The organism is Comamonas avium, assembly GCF_014836675.1.
GTDB lineage: Bacteria > Pseudomonadota > Gammaproteobacteria > Burkholderiales > Burkholderiaceae_C > Comamonas > Comamonas avium.
In genome coordinates this window covers 392,231-406,381 of the sequence record NZ_JACSQK010000005.1, presented here as the reverse complement: position 1 = coordinate 406,381, position 14,151 = coordinate 392,231, and the positions used below count along the sequence as shown (strand labels likewise).

15 protein-coding genes are annotated in these 14,151 nt (G+C 57.0%); 1 reads left to right on the top strand and 14 read right to left on the bottom strand.

Going from position 1 to position 14,151, the window contains the following annotated elements:
* Positions 1-268 precede the first annotated feature (268 nt).
* The 10 genes from H9646_RS12150 to H9646_RS12105 all read right to left on the bottom strand — a co-directional run bounded on the left by H9646_RS12150 (position 269) and on the right by H9646_RS12105 (position 9,499).
* The gene (locus H9646_RS12150; RefSeq protein WP_225214178.1) at positions 269-1,801 is read right to left on the bottom strand and encodes a DNA internalization-related competence protein ComEC/Rec2; all 1,533 of its coding nucleotides are present in this window, start codon (positions 1,799-1,801) and stop codon (positions 269-271) included.
* Positions 1,802-1,803: 2 nt separating this feature from the next.
* Positions 1,804-2,418, bottom strand: coding sequence for a recombinase family protein (locus H9646_RS12145; protein ID WP_191723619.1), 615 nt, complete (start codon positions 2,416-2,418; stop codon positions 1,804-1,806).
* A gap of 129 nt (positions 2,419-2,547) precedes the next feature.
* Positions 2,548-3,405, bottom strand: coding sequence for a rolling circle replication-associated protein (locus tag H9646_RS12140; protein ID WP_191723618.1), 858 nt, complete (start codon positions 3,403-3,405; stop codon positions 2,548-2,550).
* Between the two features lie 446 nt (positions 3,406-3,851).
* Positions 3,852-4,883, bottom strand: a complete 1,032-nt coding sequence (locus H9646_RS12135; protein WP_191723617.1) for a zonular occludens toxin domain-containing protein — start codon at positions 4,881-4,883, stop codon at positions 3,852-3,854.
* Positions 4,880-5,167, bottom strand: coding sequence for a DUF2523 domain-containing protein (locus H9646_RS12130; protein ID WP_191723616.1), 288 nt, complete (start codon positions 5,165-5,167; stop codon positions 4,880-4,882). Before H9646_RS12130 ends, H9646_RS12135 begins: the two co-directional genes overlap by 4 nt.
* Positions 5,164-6,552 carry a hypothetical protein gene (locus tag H9646_RS12125; RefSeq protein ID WP_191723615.1) on the bottom strand — a complete coding sequence of 463 codons (1,389 nt, stop codon included), beginning with the start codon at positions 6,550-6,552 and terminating at the stop codon, positions 5,164-5,166. Before H9646_RS12125 ends, H9646_RS12130 begins: the two co-directional genes overlap by 4 nt.
* A gap of 256 nt (positions 6,553-6,808) precedes the next feature.
* Complete coding sequence (locus H9646_RS12120; protein ID WP_191723614.1) at positions 6,809-6,982, bottom strand: hypothetical protein; 174 nt, start codon at positions 6,980-6,982, stop codon at positions 6,809-6,811.
* Positions 6,983-6,994: 12 nt separating this feature from the next.
* Complete coding sequence (locus tag H9646_RS12115) at positions 6,995-7,231, bottom strand: hypothetical protein (RefSeq protein ID WP_191723613.1); 237 nt, start codon at positions 7,229-7,231, stop codon at positions 6,995-6,997.
* Between the two features lie 390 nt (positions 7,232-7,621).
* Positions 7,622-7,984: a hypothetical protein gene (locus H9646_RS12110; protein ID WP_191723612.1), complete on the bottom strand. Its 363-nt coding sequence runs from the start codon at positions 7,982-7,984 to the stop codon at positions 7,622-7,624.
* A gap of 663 nt (positions 7,985-8,647) precedes the next feature.
* Positions 8,648-9,499, bottom strand: coding sequence for a ComEC/Rec2 family competence protein (locus tag H9646_RS12105; protein ID WP_191723611.1), 852 nt, complete (start codon positions 9,497-9,499; stop codon positions 8,648-8,650).
* A gap of 173 nt (positions 9,500-9,672) precedes the next feature.
* Between H9646_RS12105 and H9646_RS12100 the strand changes: the two genes are divergently transcribed.
* Positions 9,673-10,131 (top strand): RidA family protein, encoded by a 459-nt coding sequence (locus H9646_RS12100; protein ID WP_191723610.1) that lies wholly within the window; start codon positions 9,673-9,675, stop codon positions 10,129-10,131.
* Positions 10,132-10,293: 162 nt separating this feature from the next.
* On the opposite strand, the gene folK is transcribed toward H9646_RS12100, so the two are convergent.
* Genes folK through hda form a run of 4 tightly spaced genes read right to left on the bottom strand, consistent with a single transcriptional unit; the run spans position 10,294 to position 13,798 of the window.
* A complete protein-coding gene (gene folK / locus H9646_RS12095) occupies positions 10,294-10,788 on the bottom strand; it encodes a 2-amino-4-hydroxy-6-hydroxymethyldihydropteridine diphosphokinase (RefSeq protein ID WP_191723609.1) in 495 nt (164 codons plus the stop codon).
* A complete protein-coding gene (gene pcnB / locus H9646_RS12090; protein WP_191723608.1) occupies positions 10,785-12,347 on the bottom strand; it encodes a polynucleotide adenylyltransferase PcnB in 1,563 nt (520 codons plus the stop codon). Before pcnB ends, folK begins: the two co-directional genes overlap by 4 nt.
* Positions 12,344-13,045: a histidinol-phosphatase gene (locus tag H9646_RS12085; protein ID WP_191723607.1), complete on the bottom strand. Its 702-nt coding sequence runs from the start codon at positions 13,043-13,045 to the stop codon at positions 12,344-12,346. Before H9646_RS12085 ends, pcnB begins: the two co-directional genes overlap by 4 nt.
* Before the next feature lie 54 nt (positions 13,046-13,099).
* The gene (hda, locus tag H9646_RS12080) at positions 13,100-13,798 is read right to left on the bottom strand and encodes a DnaA regulatory inactivator Hda (RefSeq protein WP_191723693.1); all 699 of its coding nucleotides are present in this window, start codon (positions 13,796-13,798) and stop codon (positions 13,100-13,102) included.
* Between the last annotated feature and the right edge of the window lie 353 nt (positions 13,799-14,151).

The window sequence follows — 14,151 nt, the reverse complement described above, 5'->3', positions numbered from 1 at the left end:
GCCGCACTCAAGCGGCTCCTGTAAAGGGTTGCCAGCCCAGCTCACCTGTGCACATCTAGCAGGTTGTATTCGTCGCCTAATGGTGTGCCATGCGCCCTGCAGACGGTCTGTGGAATGTGCAGCCAACTCCGCAGCATGGGTACTGAAAAACACAGGAAATTCTCGCACTATCCCACCATCATTCAGTGGTGCGGCATGCAAGGCACGCCACAGGGATACCCCAACTGGCACTCAATACAGCACCGCGTTAAAGCACTAAAGCACTTGGTCACTCAGGCGCAGCTGGCGACCAGTACCTCGCTGTTATGGCTCGCTCGCACAGCACCGATTCTGGGCTCCAGGAGCGCCAGTGCGCAGCGCCACAGCTGGGCGTGCTGACCAAGTTGACATTGCGCTCCTGGTACCTACGAACCACCGCCGCTACGGGGTGCCCAAACCGGTTGCGATAGCCCGACTGCACAATGGCCACCTTGGGCTGCACCTGGTTCAGAAAATTCGCGCTCGATGATGTTTTGCTGCCATGGTGCGGCACCAGCAGCACATCGGACTGAACGTCAGCACCTGCACGCAGCAACGCTCTTTCTTGCGCCGCTTCGATATCGCCCGTCAGCAGCGCACGAGACCCCGCATGGCTTTGCACTTGCAGCACGCAACTGGTGGCGTTGCTTTTGGTGGTCTTGCCTGGACTGGAGCCTTCAAAAGGAAACAGCACCACAAACCTGACTCCATCCCACGTCCAGGACTGCCCTGCCTGGCACGGCACGCCACCTGACCCCATCCACTGCATGCGTACAAAAGCTTGCTGCACTGACGCAGCACCTCCTGCATGGTCACGGTCTTTGTGACTGACCATCATGGCGGTCGGCACAACACCCAGCGCACGCAGCCCGGGCACCACAATGCGCTCACCGGCATCGGACTGCGCTGACCACTGCGGCCCTGCATCAAACAGCAAGCTGTGCTGCTGCGTGCGCAGCAACACCGCGCTGCCCTGGCCTACGTCCAGAGCCAGCAGATCAAAGTGCCCCCACGGCGGTACTGCGCTTTGCCACCACAGCATCGGCACGATCAGCGGCAGGCCCAGCGCACGCCAGCGCCAGCCCCAGGGCATTACCAGCCACAGACACCCTAGCAGCCCCGCCAATCCCGCCCACCACGCGGGCTGGGCAAAGTACAGCACCGCCACTGGCCAAGTCACCATCTGCTCCAGCAGCCATACCATGGCGGTCACGCTGTGCGCGGCAGCTGTCCACAGCGGTGGCCAAAAAGCCCCCAGCATGGACAGCGGCGTCACCACCAGCGTCACCCACGGAATGGCCCACAGGTTGGCAATCATTGCGACCACTGAAATCTGCCCAAACAGCAGCAGCGTCAGCGGTGACAGCGCCAGACCCACCACAGCCTGCTCACGCAACAAGCGCATGCCGGCATGCCGCCAGCGCCGATCAGGCACATTGCGATCTTGAGGCTGCGTGGCAAAGAGCACACCCACGGCCACAAAACTGAGCCAGAACCCTGCCTGCAGCAAACTCCATGGGTCGACCAGCACCACAGCGGTCAGCACGCCCAGCCACACGTAAGGCCAGGGCCAGCTGCGCCCCAGGCTGCGCAGCACCACCACCACGCACAGCATGCCAATGGTTCGCTGAGCCGGAATGCCCCAGCCGCTGAACACGGCATAGGCTGCCGCCAGCGCCAGCCCCGCCCATGCAGCTGCCACAGGTGCAGGACATTGCAGGCACAGTCGGGGACTGCGCCGCCACAGCAGGTTGACAACTGCCATCGCCAGCCAGGCAAACATGGTCACTTGCAATCCGGTGGATCGTCCAAATACTTCCCAAGAACAGGCATAACAGAACGACAAGTTTTGCCTGAAACCAAACGCTTAACAGTTGAGGCATGTTTGCCATACTTCACACCAAGCGCAGCCCACGTATAGAGACCAGTAGCACGGTCAGCACGCATCAAATCAACAACGTCAGGCGGAGTTGCATGCTTATGACGCCCAAGGGGAACACCGCGCTTGTATGCAGCAATCTGGCCAGCAACAGAGCGCTCACGGATGATCGAACGTTCGAGCTGCGCGACAGCACCAAGAACCTGAACCATAAAGATACCAATCGGGCCCGATGTATCCAGCGGCTCCGTAAGTGAGCGAATTGCAGCACCAGCTAACGTGAGCTGATCCAGAATATTTAGTAAATCTTTCAACGACCGGGCAACACGATCCATCTTGTAGACAAGCAGCACATCGCCAGACCTTAATTCAGAGAGTAAACGCCTGAGCTCAGGACGTTCGCCAACTGAACTGCACTTCTCTTGTCGTATCTCTAAAGCCCCAGCGGAACGCAAAGCATCAATCTGCAAGTAGGTCTCTTGTTCACGTGTTGAGACACGTGCATATCCGTAAATGGCCACAACTGAACTCCATGAAAAACACAAGCAGATGCTAGATATTCAGTAGCAACAGAACACGTAAATACGAGGGGTTTTAACAGCAGTAGTCACCAGAGCACAAGATGACTAAATCAAAAGAATCACTTGCTGTCACCCGCATGGTTCAGTATGCAAAACAAACCAATCCCGCCAGCGATCAAGCCGCCCGATAGCAACGCGGTGGCCTTCTGGGAGCAAGGCATAGGCCGCTTCGATGGCAGCAATGGGGCCGTAAAAGATGCCCAGTTCAACAGGTTCAGGCACAAAACCCTCGCCGTATTTAGTCCAACGGTTAGACCACTTATCACCCTCCGCATAATCCTTGATGATGTATTTGGCGATATATGAAGCAATCTGCGCTGCGCTTTTGCGTGAGTGAAATTTGCGCCTGGCCACATCGATGTTTCCACCCAGCTCACCGACAACAGAGCGCCAGATACGCCGGATGACCTCATAAGACTTCAGACGCACAGCGTTTTGCCGATTGCGGTCAGCAAGGGACTCTGGAACGCGACGGGTAGCCATGTGGACGTGCCAAGCACCGCGCTTTTGCCGCTCAAACGCAGCCACAAAGGCAAAGTCAGGCATCACACGCAAGAGTCTCCGATTGAACTCGCGCAAGTGCTTTTTGCATAAAGCCAAATCCTGTTGATTGGCCTTGTATGTGAGGGTCAGCATGGTGTCGACGCCCATCACTTTGCAGAGCTGACGAACACGCTTTTTGGCTTTGCGAGCTGAATTCTCAGCCCTTAGTTCTTCGCGCCTTGCTTGCTCTTCGGGGTCATCCATACGGGCTTGCATGGTTTCCAAAAGGTTTTCCATGGCGATGCGGTCAAGGTTCATCTCGCGCCAGCCGACCATGCGAGAAGCTGTGATCTCCTGATGACCGTTGCCACAGTCAGACGCTTTGAGTTTGAAATGCTCAGTCGAGAAGCTTTCGTATGCAATTCCATCTATGATTCGTATCACTTGACTACCTTACTTAGTTGAGTCATAGCCCCGGGAGGATTGCCGTCCTCGCTGGGGCTTTTCTTTTGCCGCTTGCCCTGCTTGTGCTTAAAGTTCCTTAGGGATAAATCTAGGCGGGCTGCGCCCGCCACCGTGCGGCGCAAGCTTGCCCGGTGGCAGTCGGCCCGCTCTGGTTATCCCTTTCACTTTCAGCACAAGCGTTGGCAACGAGCTGGAACATCCAATACCGTGTTTTTCAGCGACGAGGTGAAGCCCAGCTCGAACTGTCAGAGCGCCACGCGGACAAGGCCAGCGCGACGGTGAAGGCCACGATGCGGCAGGGTTTGACCAGAAGTAGCTGGAAGCCATAGACAGGCGCACAGGGGACGCCGTGAGCACATCAAGGGGTATGCGTGCGAGGCAAGGCGAATTGCAAGCAGCAGGCCCCAAACAAGGCATGCGCGCACTCAAAACTGCCAACCCTTTTGAGTACCGACCACAGTTCCAGTCCATTGCGGTTCAGGTGCCTTTGCAGGAGGCCGAGGGTCGGGATACCAATCCACACCACCACCAGTCAAAACAGCCTTCTGAGGGGCCGTATGCGCTTTGCAGTAGCCGGGTTCAGGCTGCACTTGTTCGCCCTTGTCGGTGAAGCACAGGCAGCGTGCGGCAGTGGCGATGCAGCCAGCCAGGAGGGGCTTTGCAGGTTCAGGAGCTGGAGACGGAACCGCTGGAGCTGGAGATGCCGGCGCTGGCTTGTCAGCAGTTGGAGCTGGAACAGATTTGATGGTGCTGGCTTGTGCAACCTGTTGCTTTTCTTCAGGCCAGAAAACACCAGAGAACTTGCCCCATGCAGACGGGACAGCAAACGCCAGCCCGACCAGAGACGCCAAAAACAGATACATGATGGTGGGAGACTTGCGGGCCACCTTGGTATGCACTTTGGCGCTCTTGTAGAGCTTGTAGTCGCTTTTGTTGTACCACCAGACGCGCTTGGAGAAGGCTTTGGAGTACATGAGGGAGCGAGAGCAGTGATCCCACTCATAGATGATCGCAATGGGCAGATTACCGATACGCCGGATATGCAGATGGCGACCGACCAAGCCCTGTAAATGCCGATCCATGTTGTTGATGGTTTGCGTCATCAAGACGAGGTCAACACCCATGTGGCGGTGGGTATCCAGCGCCTGTATGCAGTCAGGCACCTTGGAGCCATTTGGGCGAATGGGCCAGACCTTTTGCACCTCATCGAACACGATCTGAGAACCGGGTTGCGCCCACTGGTGCCAGTTAGCCAGGCCACCTGTAGCACCACCGTCAATCAATTCATGCTCTAGCTTGAGGCCGTTGATATTCGTGAAGATGGTGCGGGGGTGAGTGATCTCGTTTTCGTCGTCATCGATCTCAACGACAAAGGTGCCGATGAGTTTTTTAACGATGTCAGAGACCGTGTAAAGCGTTTTGCCAGAGCCGGGAACCCCGGTGATGAGGGTGATCATGTGGGGTTAGCTCCAATGATTTTCTTGGCATTCATGGCTTGCCAGATGACAACCCGAAATGCCACAGCCGCAACGATGATGCTTAGAGCCTCACCACCACCAGCGAGCAAGAACAGTTGCAATGCAGGCATGGGCAGGTGGTTGACCCCTGCAATCACTTGCGCCTTGAGGCCACCGAATGCAGCGGTGAAACCAACGAACGAGGCCACCGTAAAGCCAAGCGCCGTGAGAATGCGCCCCAGCATGGGTTCCACAAGGGACAGGAGAAATGTTCCCAGCTTCATGACCTGATACCCCCAGCAAAGATGGCCATGGCAATGAGAGCCGCAGAAACTAAAACGAAGGGCTGTATGTAGTCCGTGGTTTGCTGGCAGATCTTCGGCATATCCACGACCTGCACGTTTTGACCAAAGAAGGGCACGGCATCAACAGTGGGGCAGGAGCCATTGCCGAAGAGGCTTTCATATTCGTAGCTCAGCTCAATCTGTGTCTCTGGAATCTCACCGTCTGGAGTATCAGCTTCAGCACAGGCCAAAGAATCCGGGTTCTTTTCGCAGAGGTCTTTTTCTTCTTCTTTGGGCGCGTCATCTTTGGTCTCGATATTGGTCGTGACCGAGGTGCTGGTGTTGTTGGTGATGTTGTTGGTGATACTGGTTTTTGTCTCCGTTTTGGTGCCCGTTGTCATTGATGGGCCAGAGCCGGAGCCAGACGAGCCAGAACCGCTACCAGTACCAGAGGTGCCGGGATTGAACGTGTTGGTGGCCGTAGTGGTCGAGGTCGTGGTTTGAGTGCCCGAATCCGTGGGGCCTGTGTGGCCAGGAGGGGCAGGGGTGGTAGTCCCGGGGAGGACGTTGACGGGCGAATGTGTTTGCACAGTGCCCGTGGGGACTAAATCAGGGCCCGTGATCGTGTTACTTGTGCCGTCAGTGAAAACGTTATCACCAGATTGATAAATTGACGATGCGATGACTACAGAAGCAACGACAGCTGCATCCGCCCCCCATGGCTTGTCAACGATGTTTTCTTTAAAGAAATCGCCCAACGGCTTTTTGATTTCCGGTGCAGAGCCATTGCAGACACCGTTGACAACCGGAGAGCCGACAGGACATGTATCGGGTTTTTGAGCCCACGGATAGTTTGATGGCGAAACGTTGTCACGCCAAACGCCGTCACCACCCTTAGCCTGCGCCATCACGTTGATGGAGACATAATTTTGAAATGGGGTTCCCGGAGTGCAGCCCTTGTAACGCCATGAATTCGTGTCTGGCATCCAGCTTAAGCAAGCAGCTGCAGTGGCACTAGTAAGACCTGCAATAGTGCGACCAGTAATGTGAGGGCGGTCTCTTAAATAGTAGAGAGAGCCGGTAGACGTTTCAATGTTCGAATTCGGGTCAGGAACGACAGCAGCCAGCGTGCCGTCATCGTTGGCATAAAACTTATCAATGCCCCAATTGAGCAAGACCTCAGCAACAGGCACACAAAACACCACGCAAGCCAAGGCACCGACCTGCACATAGGGGTTCCCGGGTTTGACCTGCATTGCAGCAGCAGAAGCCGTAGCAGCGGCAGCAGCAGCCGCGACCTTCACCTTGTCAATGCCAGTGCTGATCGTGACTTTTGCACCTGCACCGCCTTTGTGTTGGTAAGGCAGATCACCCGTAGTAACCATCTTCGGCGTGGCGTCAGATACGACGCTTGTGGACGGAAAGGACACAGTTCCCGAACCGGGGGGCGTGGTGGTCCCAACAGGGTTCCACGTGTAGGTGTTGCTAGTCTTTTGGTACTCTAGGTAGTTGGGGTTTGATACCGCACCATTGGCGGGTCTAGGTATGGGGACGTCAGCCGCGTGGGCACTTACCGCAGCAAGCACCAAATAAGACAGCAGCAGCCAAACGCATACATGTAGTCGAGAGGATTTGACATAGCTAGTCATGGTCTAGGCTCAGTTGTCGCAGAACAAGCTTGAGCAGGTAGACAGGGATGCACATGGCCAGAATGATCCCAAGGAGGGCATCCATGTCTTGTCGGTCTTGCTCACTGGGGGGAGCAGGCTGGACGACCATGACGGCCTGCGTGGTTGTAGTTGTCTGGTCGTCCATACCGTCACCGATTTACAGGAAACCGAGCTTGCGAGCAGCCCACTTGGCACCCCAGATAGCCAAGCCAGCGAGTGCGATAGCACCAACCACAGCAACAGCAGCTACGCCGTTTGCAGCAGCCTTGGTGGCCGCCTCAGTCATCCAAGTGGGATCTTCAGCCAGAGCAGCACCAGAGGCCACTACGAGGGCACCAGTGGCAGCAACCTTGGCGCCGTATTTACGAGCAACGTTCAGAGAGTTTGGGAACATGGTTTTCTTTCACGCCTCAGATGGAAAGCCCAGCGCCTAGAGGCAGTCAGCGGGGGCAAGGAAATCAAGGAAATTCGCGTAATTTCGCGCGGACGTGTCGGAGCCGCTTCGCCAAAAAAAAGGCACGTTTGCGAAGCTCTGCCTGCTTGTCACGAGGCACTACAAGCCGAGCAAACAGAACGACGCACCAGACCAAAACTTGGAGAAGTGCAGGCCAAAGCAGTGACCCGATGACACCGCCTAGAAGGGACATCAAAAGGAGCAGCTCAAGAAAATGAGAGAGCGTTTCCGGTGGCAATTGAGCAAGTGGCATATCACGACCCCAAGACGAAAGAGACAGCTTCAAGCGCCGCAAACCTCAGGGAGAAAGGCGCGGCGGGCATGTGAGGTTTAGGCTGCAGCAGCGGTGGCTGCGGAGCTTTTGGAGGGCGCGGGGGTGCCAGAGGCAGGAGCGGCCTTCGGGTTGTAGGGCGTCAGGTCAAGCAGGACAGCCTGAATCACCCGATCGCGGTCAACGCGCATGCCGAAGACGGGACGATAAAAACCAGTAGTGACTTGTCCGTGCAGATGTGTGGGGACGCGGATGATGCCCACTTGCAAGGGTTGACCGTCAGCATCCAAAGCCAAGCATTCCAGTTGCTGCGCTTTGTATTCGCGGTCTTGATATTTCTTGTCCTGAACAGCTCCAGCAACGAGAACTTGAATAACGGATGGCAGGACGTGGGTTGCAGCTTGAGTTTCAGTTGTAGACATGGATTCACTCCGAACAGGTTGATGCGGTAAACGCTTTAACGAGCAACAGTGCTCTACGCTCCCCTGCACGCAAGAGAGCGTGGAGGGCTGTTAGGAGATGCGCGAAGCAAGAACAGAAGTCATCTCACCAAGAGTCGGCCACCACGCCCAACCGAACTCATCCGAAAGGAAATACCCACCGCCGGAGGAACCGAACGGATATGCAACGCCAACTTGAATACATGTGCCGAGAACGACACCACCAGCAGGAACGAAGTAGTCGATGCACGCCCCACCGCTGGACTCAGAAGCGTGAGCTACCACGGCAGCGGAGCCGGGATTAGCAGGGGGCGTGCAAGGGGATGTGCGAGGGGTCATGTGTAGCTCCATGAGAAAATAACCATTGATGGCAATTACCATCGCTAGTAACTTAATCAGAAGATACCACTACTGATAACTTTTGCAAAGGGAAAATGATGCAAATCGCCGACACAATCGCCGCAGCAACAAAGGCTGTTGGATCGCAAAAGGCACTCGCAGAAATTTTGGGAATTCCCGAGTCGCACCTAAGTGGGTTCAAGAATGGGAGACCATGCAGCTTCCAAAAGCACGCACAGATTGCAGCTGCAGCAGGCATGGAGGAAGAAGCAAGAAGAATTCTTTTGCAAGGAATGGCCGACCAGCTCAGCGAAGAAATCCCCCATGAGGCAGAAGCAAAAAAAGGATTGCTAGCCATCTTGAAAGCGTTCCCAAGGGAGACCAAGCGCAAGTCGTGATGTGCAATCCACTGATACTCACCAGGTGGGCCACGCCCGTGTCTCGAAACAGTTGCCAGTCGCTGCGGCTGATGCTGGACTGCGCCCCCGTGACCAAGGCCTGCACCACACCGAAAGAATCGCGCTGCCGCTGCGATGCATCTTTGGGCGCTTGCATGGCTCGGTGCAGATGGCCACGCCACTGCGCCACCTGTGCATATCCCGTCTGCTTCAGCCAATTGGGGGGGCTGTCACGGGGGCCGTGGCGCACATAGCCCGTGGCCTGAATGCTCTGGCTCCATGACCACAGCTCCCAATCCATGCCATGAGGGTTGCGTTCCCCATGCGGGGCTTTCAAGCGCACCGTCCACTCCCAGCGCTGCCCGGCACGCAAACCCTGTGTCGGTGTATCGCCATACCAGGACAATGCAATGCGCTGTGGCAGCGGGACTGCCTGCGGGGGGTCTTGCAAAGACAACGCTTGCTCCACCTGAAAGCGCAAGCGCACGCCACGCGCAACGGGCTGGGGCATCTCCGTAATCACACCCTTCACCCGGACATCGCGCCCTTCCCATGCTGCAGGCATGCGCTGCGCCTGAAACACGGTGGCACGCCAGCCCGTAAGACCCCATGCCAGCCCGGCACCCAGCAGCACATACACTGCAGCTTTGCGCCAGCCCGGCCAGCGCCACAGCGCCAGCGCCGCCACCACAACCGCAACCACCGCAGCTACATATAGCCACATGGGCCCAAGCTGTGCCTGCTGCAGTTGTAACGCCACGCCAGCCACCACACCGCACATCCCGCAGACACCCGTCGCAGGAAGGTGTGTAGAAACTGTGCAATGTCTTGGCATACTGCCAAGCATGCAGGCACAACGCTGTGCAGGCAAAGCCGATTGCACAGTTTGCACAGTTCACCCGCTACGACAGACAAGACGAAAGGAACAACACCATGAACATTTACGACCGACTCCAAGCCCTCCAGATCAACCTGCCCCCTGTCTCCATCCCTGCTGCCGCCTACGTGCCTTTTGTGCAAACCGGCAACCTGGTGTTTTTGAGTGGCCACATTGCCCGCAAAGACGGCCAAGCCTGGACAGGCCAGCTGGGTGCCAATATTTCTACCGAAGAAGGCAAGCAAGCTGCACGTGCTGTGGCCGTGGATTTGCTGGGCACACTGCAAGCGGCCTGTGGTGGTGACTTGAACCGTGTACAGCGCATTGTCAAAGTGATGAGCCTGGTCAACTCCACCCCTACCTTCACTGAGCAGCATCTGGTCACCAACGGTTGCTCCGAGCTGCTGGCCGAAGTGTTTGGCGACCAGGGCAAGCACGCACGCAGCGCCTTTGGCGTGGCCCAAATCCCCATGGGCGCTTGCGTTGAGATTGAATTGATTGCAGAGATTAAATAAAAAAATAGCTATCAGCGCTTACAGGTAAACGTTTTCAATATGAAAACATACTGAAAACTAATACCCATAAGTGAAAGCAGCTACCATTTTGAAAACATCATCAAAAAAGCGCGGTCCTGGGTAGCCAGAACCGCGCTTTTTTGCAAGTGCAGAGGCTGCAGCCTAGCCGTGAAGAGCGCTGGCTGCCCACTGCGCATTCTGGGCAACCGTAATGCGCTGGTCAGCCACAGCCGCCAACTGCTCTTGACTGACCAAGCGCGCATCCAGCTCTTGCAGGGGCAGCAGCACAAACGCACGCTCATTCATGCGCGGATGGGGCACCGTCAGCGCCACGCCATGCATGTGTTCATCGCCCCACAGCAAAATATCCAGATCCAGCGTACGCGGGGCATTGCGATAAGGGCGCTCACGCCCTGCAGCCTGCTCCAGCATCTGCAAGGCCTGCAAAAAAGCCTGAGGCGCTTGCTCCGTGTCTAGCGCGGCCACGGCGTTCAAATAATCCGGCCCTGTGGCATCCACGGGTGCACTGCTGTAGAGCGAAGAGACCGACAGCAACCGCGTACCTTGCAAAGCGGCCATGCCCTTTAAAGCATGCAGCAAGGCTTCTCCCCGGTCGCCCAGGTTGGCACCCAGCCCTACATACACACGCACGGTCATGCTTGAGAGCTGTCAGCAGCGGCGGCTTGACCATTGCCCGCCGGTTTACGGCGGCGACGGCGGCGTTTTTTGGCCGGCGCATCACCCAGCTCACTGGTGCTTTGTGCTGCCATGTCATCCAGTGGCGACTCAGCAGCCTCTACCTTGCGCGGTACACGGCGCGCAGGTTGCGTCGCCTTTTGCTTTTGCCGCTGCTCTTCACGCACCTGGGCTACCAAATCTTCGCGACGGGCATCGTCTGCGGTTTGAAATTCTTGCCACCACTCGGCCAGGGCTTCTTCCACTTCACCCACGTCTGCACGCAGGCGCATAAAGTCAAAACCTGCACGAAAGCGGGCCTGCAGCACCATGCCAAAGGGCGTAGCGCCCGTGCGCTTGTCAAAGCGTGGCTGCATGATCCAGATCTCGCGCATGTCGGCCGCCAGCTTGCCGCGGCCAGAGACATCGCCAATGCGCTGCTCAAAGACTTCGTCAATCGCATCGTTGAGCGCCGGGAAAGCATGAAAGCCTTTTTTCAGCCGTTGCTCCCAGCCATTTTTCACGTCTTGCCACAGCACGCAGGCCAGCATGAAGCTGGGCGCTACCGGCTTGCCCTCGCCCACGCGGCGGTCGGTGTCGGCCAGCGCCGCTTTGACAAATGGATGCTCCGCACGCTCAACCACCACATCCAGCAAGGGGTAAATCCCTTTGGCCAGACCCAGCTTTTTAAGCTGCTCGATCGAGGCCAGCGCATGGCCGGTCTGCAGCAGCTTGAGCATTTCGTCAAACAAACGGCTTTGGGGCACGTCCTTGAGCAAATGCTCTGACTCCACCAGAGGCTTGGCTGTCTTGGGCTCAATCTTGAAACCCAGGGGGCTGAGCTTGGCCGCAAAACGCACGGCACGAATGATGCGCACCGGGTCTTCGCGGTAACGCGTGGTGGGGTCACCAATCATGCGCAGCACACGTTTTTGTGCGTCCTGAATGCCCTTGTGAAAATCGACCACAACCTGCGTTTCCGGGTCGTAGTACATGGCATTGACCGTGAAGTCGCGGCGCGTGGCATCCTGGTCCTGCGGGCCCCAGACGTTGTCGCGCAGCACACGGCCACTGGCATCTACGGCATGCTTCATGTGCGCCAAAGCCAGTTTGCTGGTGCGCTCATTGCCGCTGACCTGTTCAGCCAGGCTGTTGTCCAGGAAGGCACGGAAGGTGGAAACCTCAATGACCTCATGCTCACGGCCACGGCCATACACCACGTGCACGATGCGGAAACGCTTGCCAATGATGAAGGCACGGCGAAACAGGTGCTTGACCTGCTCGGGCGTGGCATTGGTGGCTACGTCAAAGTCTTTGGGGCGCAGGCCCAGGAGCAAGTCACGCACAGCACCGCCCACAACGTAGGCCTCATAGCCTTCGTCTTTGAGCGTGCGCACGACATCGATCGCCCGCGGATCCACCAGTTGAAGATCAATGCCGTGCACACTGGCCGGCACCTCTTCACGCTTGCCAAAACGCGGCTTGCGCGAACGGGAGGCGGGCTCTTTGCCCAGCAATTTATCAATGATGGTCTTAATCATGTGTTCTCAGTAAACAGATCCAGGACGCGCCAGCCGCGCTCTTGCGCCAATGCACGCAAACGGGGCTCGGGGTTGGTGGCCACAGGGTGATTGACCCGCTCCAGCAAAGGCACGTCGTTCATGGAGTCGCTATAGAAGGTGGATTCCACCTCATCCCAGCTCAGCCCGCGCTGTGCCAGCCAGGCATCCATGCGCGCCACCTTGCCTTCGCGCATATTGGGTATGCCTTTGACCGCACCCGTATACCAGCCAGTGGCATCACGCTCTAAATCGGTGGCAATCAACTCCTGCACGCCAAATGCCTGGGCAATCGGGCGGGTTACAAACTCATTGGTGGCCGATGTGATCACCACGGTATCTCCCGCATCCAGATGGTTTTGCACCAGCGCAATGGCTTGGGGCTTGATGGCAGGGCCAATCACTTCCTGCATGAAACGCTGGTGCGCAGCGTTGGCTGCATCAGCACCCCGCTGCACCACCGCTTCGGTGGCAAAACGCACATAGTCGTGCACATTCAATGTGCCTGCCTGGTAATGCGCAAAAAACTCGTCATTACGCTGACCAAACTCTGCACGGTCACTCCAGCCAATGGCAATCGAAAACTCTCCCCAGCCATGGTCAGAGTCCATGGGAATCAACGTGTGGTCAAGGTCAAACAGTGCCAAACGAGGCCGCGGTACCTGGGTGACAGAAGACATGAATGCTTTCAATAAGAGCGAAAACTGCAAGCGTGGCGCACTACTGCGTCATGCTTATTCAGTCTCCAGCATGGTTTTGAGCAAGGGAATGGTGATTGCACGCTTATTGCGCAAAGCAAATTCGTCGAGCATGTCCAGCAACTGCATCAAGCTGGCCAGATCACGCGAAAAGCGTTTGAGCATGTAGTCCACCACATCGGCACTCAAGGTCACACCACGCGCCGCGGCTTCCGTCTTCAGCACCTCTCGGCGCTCTTCCTCATTGGGCACATGCAGTTGGAACACATGGCCCCAGCCCAGACGGCTGCGCAGGTCGTCACGCACCTCCATCGCAGCTGGCGGCGTATCTCCGGCCGACAAAATCCATCGTGGAGAGCCGCTGGGCGGATTGATGGCGTTCACAAACCAGTTAAAGGCACGGGCTTGCTGCATGGGCGTGTACAGGTGCACGTCATCCATCAGCACGGCCGACCAGCGCTCATCGAACTCAGGTGGAAAACCGGTCGATGCATCCAGCCAGCCCACCTGGGCACCTTGCTCACGCAGCATTTCGCGCACTGCTTTGAGCAAATGGGTTTTGCCCGAGCCTGAAGCCCCCCAAAGGTAAGTCGGTACGGGCGAGCGCTGGGCGGCACCAAAGCCATCGTTGACCCAGTTTTGCAGATGACTGACCACCGGCGCATTGCGGCCAGCATAAAAGCGCGAAAGGGATGGCCCTGTGGGCAAGCCAATATCCAGCGCCAACTGCTTCATAGAGGGCATGCCGTCGGTACGTCTTGCCAGCGATTACGCAAGCGAAAATGCAAAAAAAATGCAGTCAAAAGCAGCAACGTGGGCATGAAGAAAAAGAACGAAACCCTTTGCAGCCAAGTGGCAAGGGACATAAAAGTAACCAAAAGTGTGCGGTACAAGGGTCTATTTTAGTCTGCTTCCGCCAATTCCACAGACACAGGCTTGCTCTTGGCACTAGCAAAGAGCTGCCAAGCGGGTTCTTATAACCCGCGATGCCCTGCTATGACACAGCGGCATGAAGGACATGTCACTGGGTATCGACTTAGAATCGGCCCCTGCCCTGCACCCGCCCGGGCACCATCCCTGCACAGATC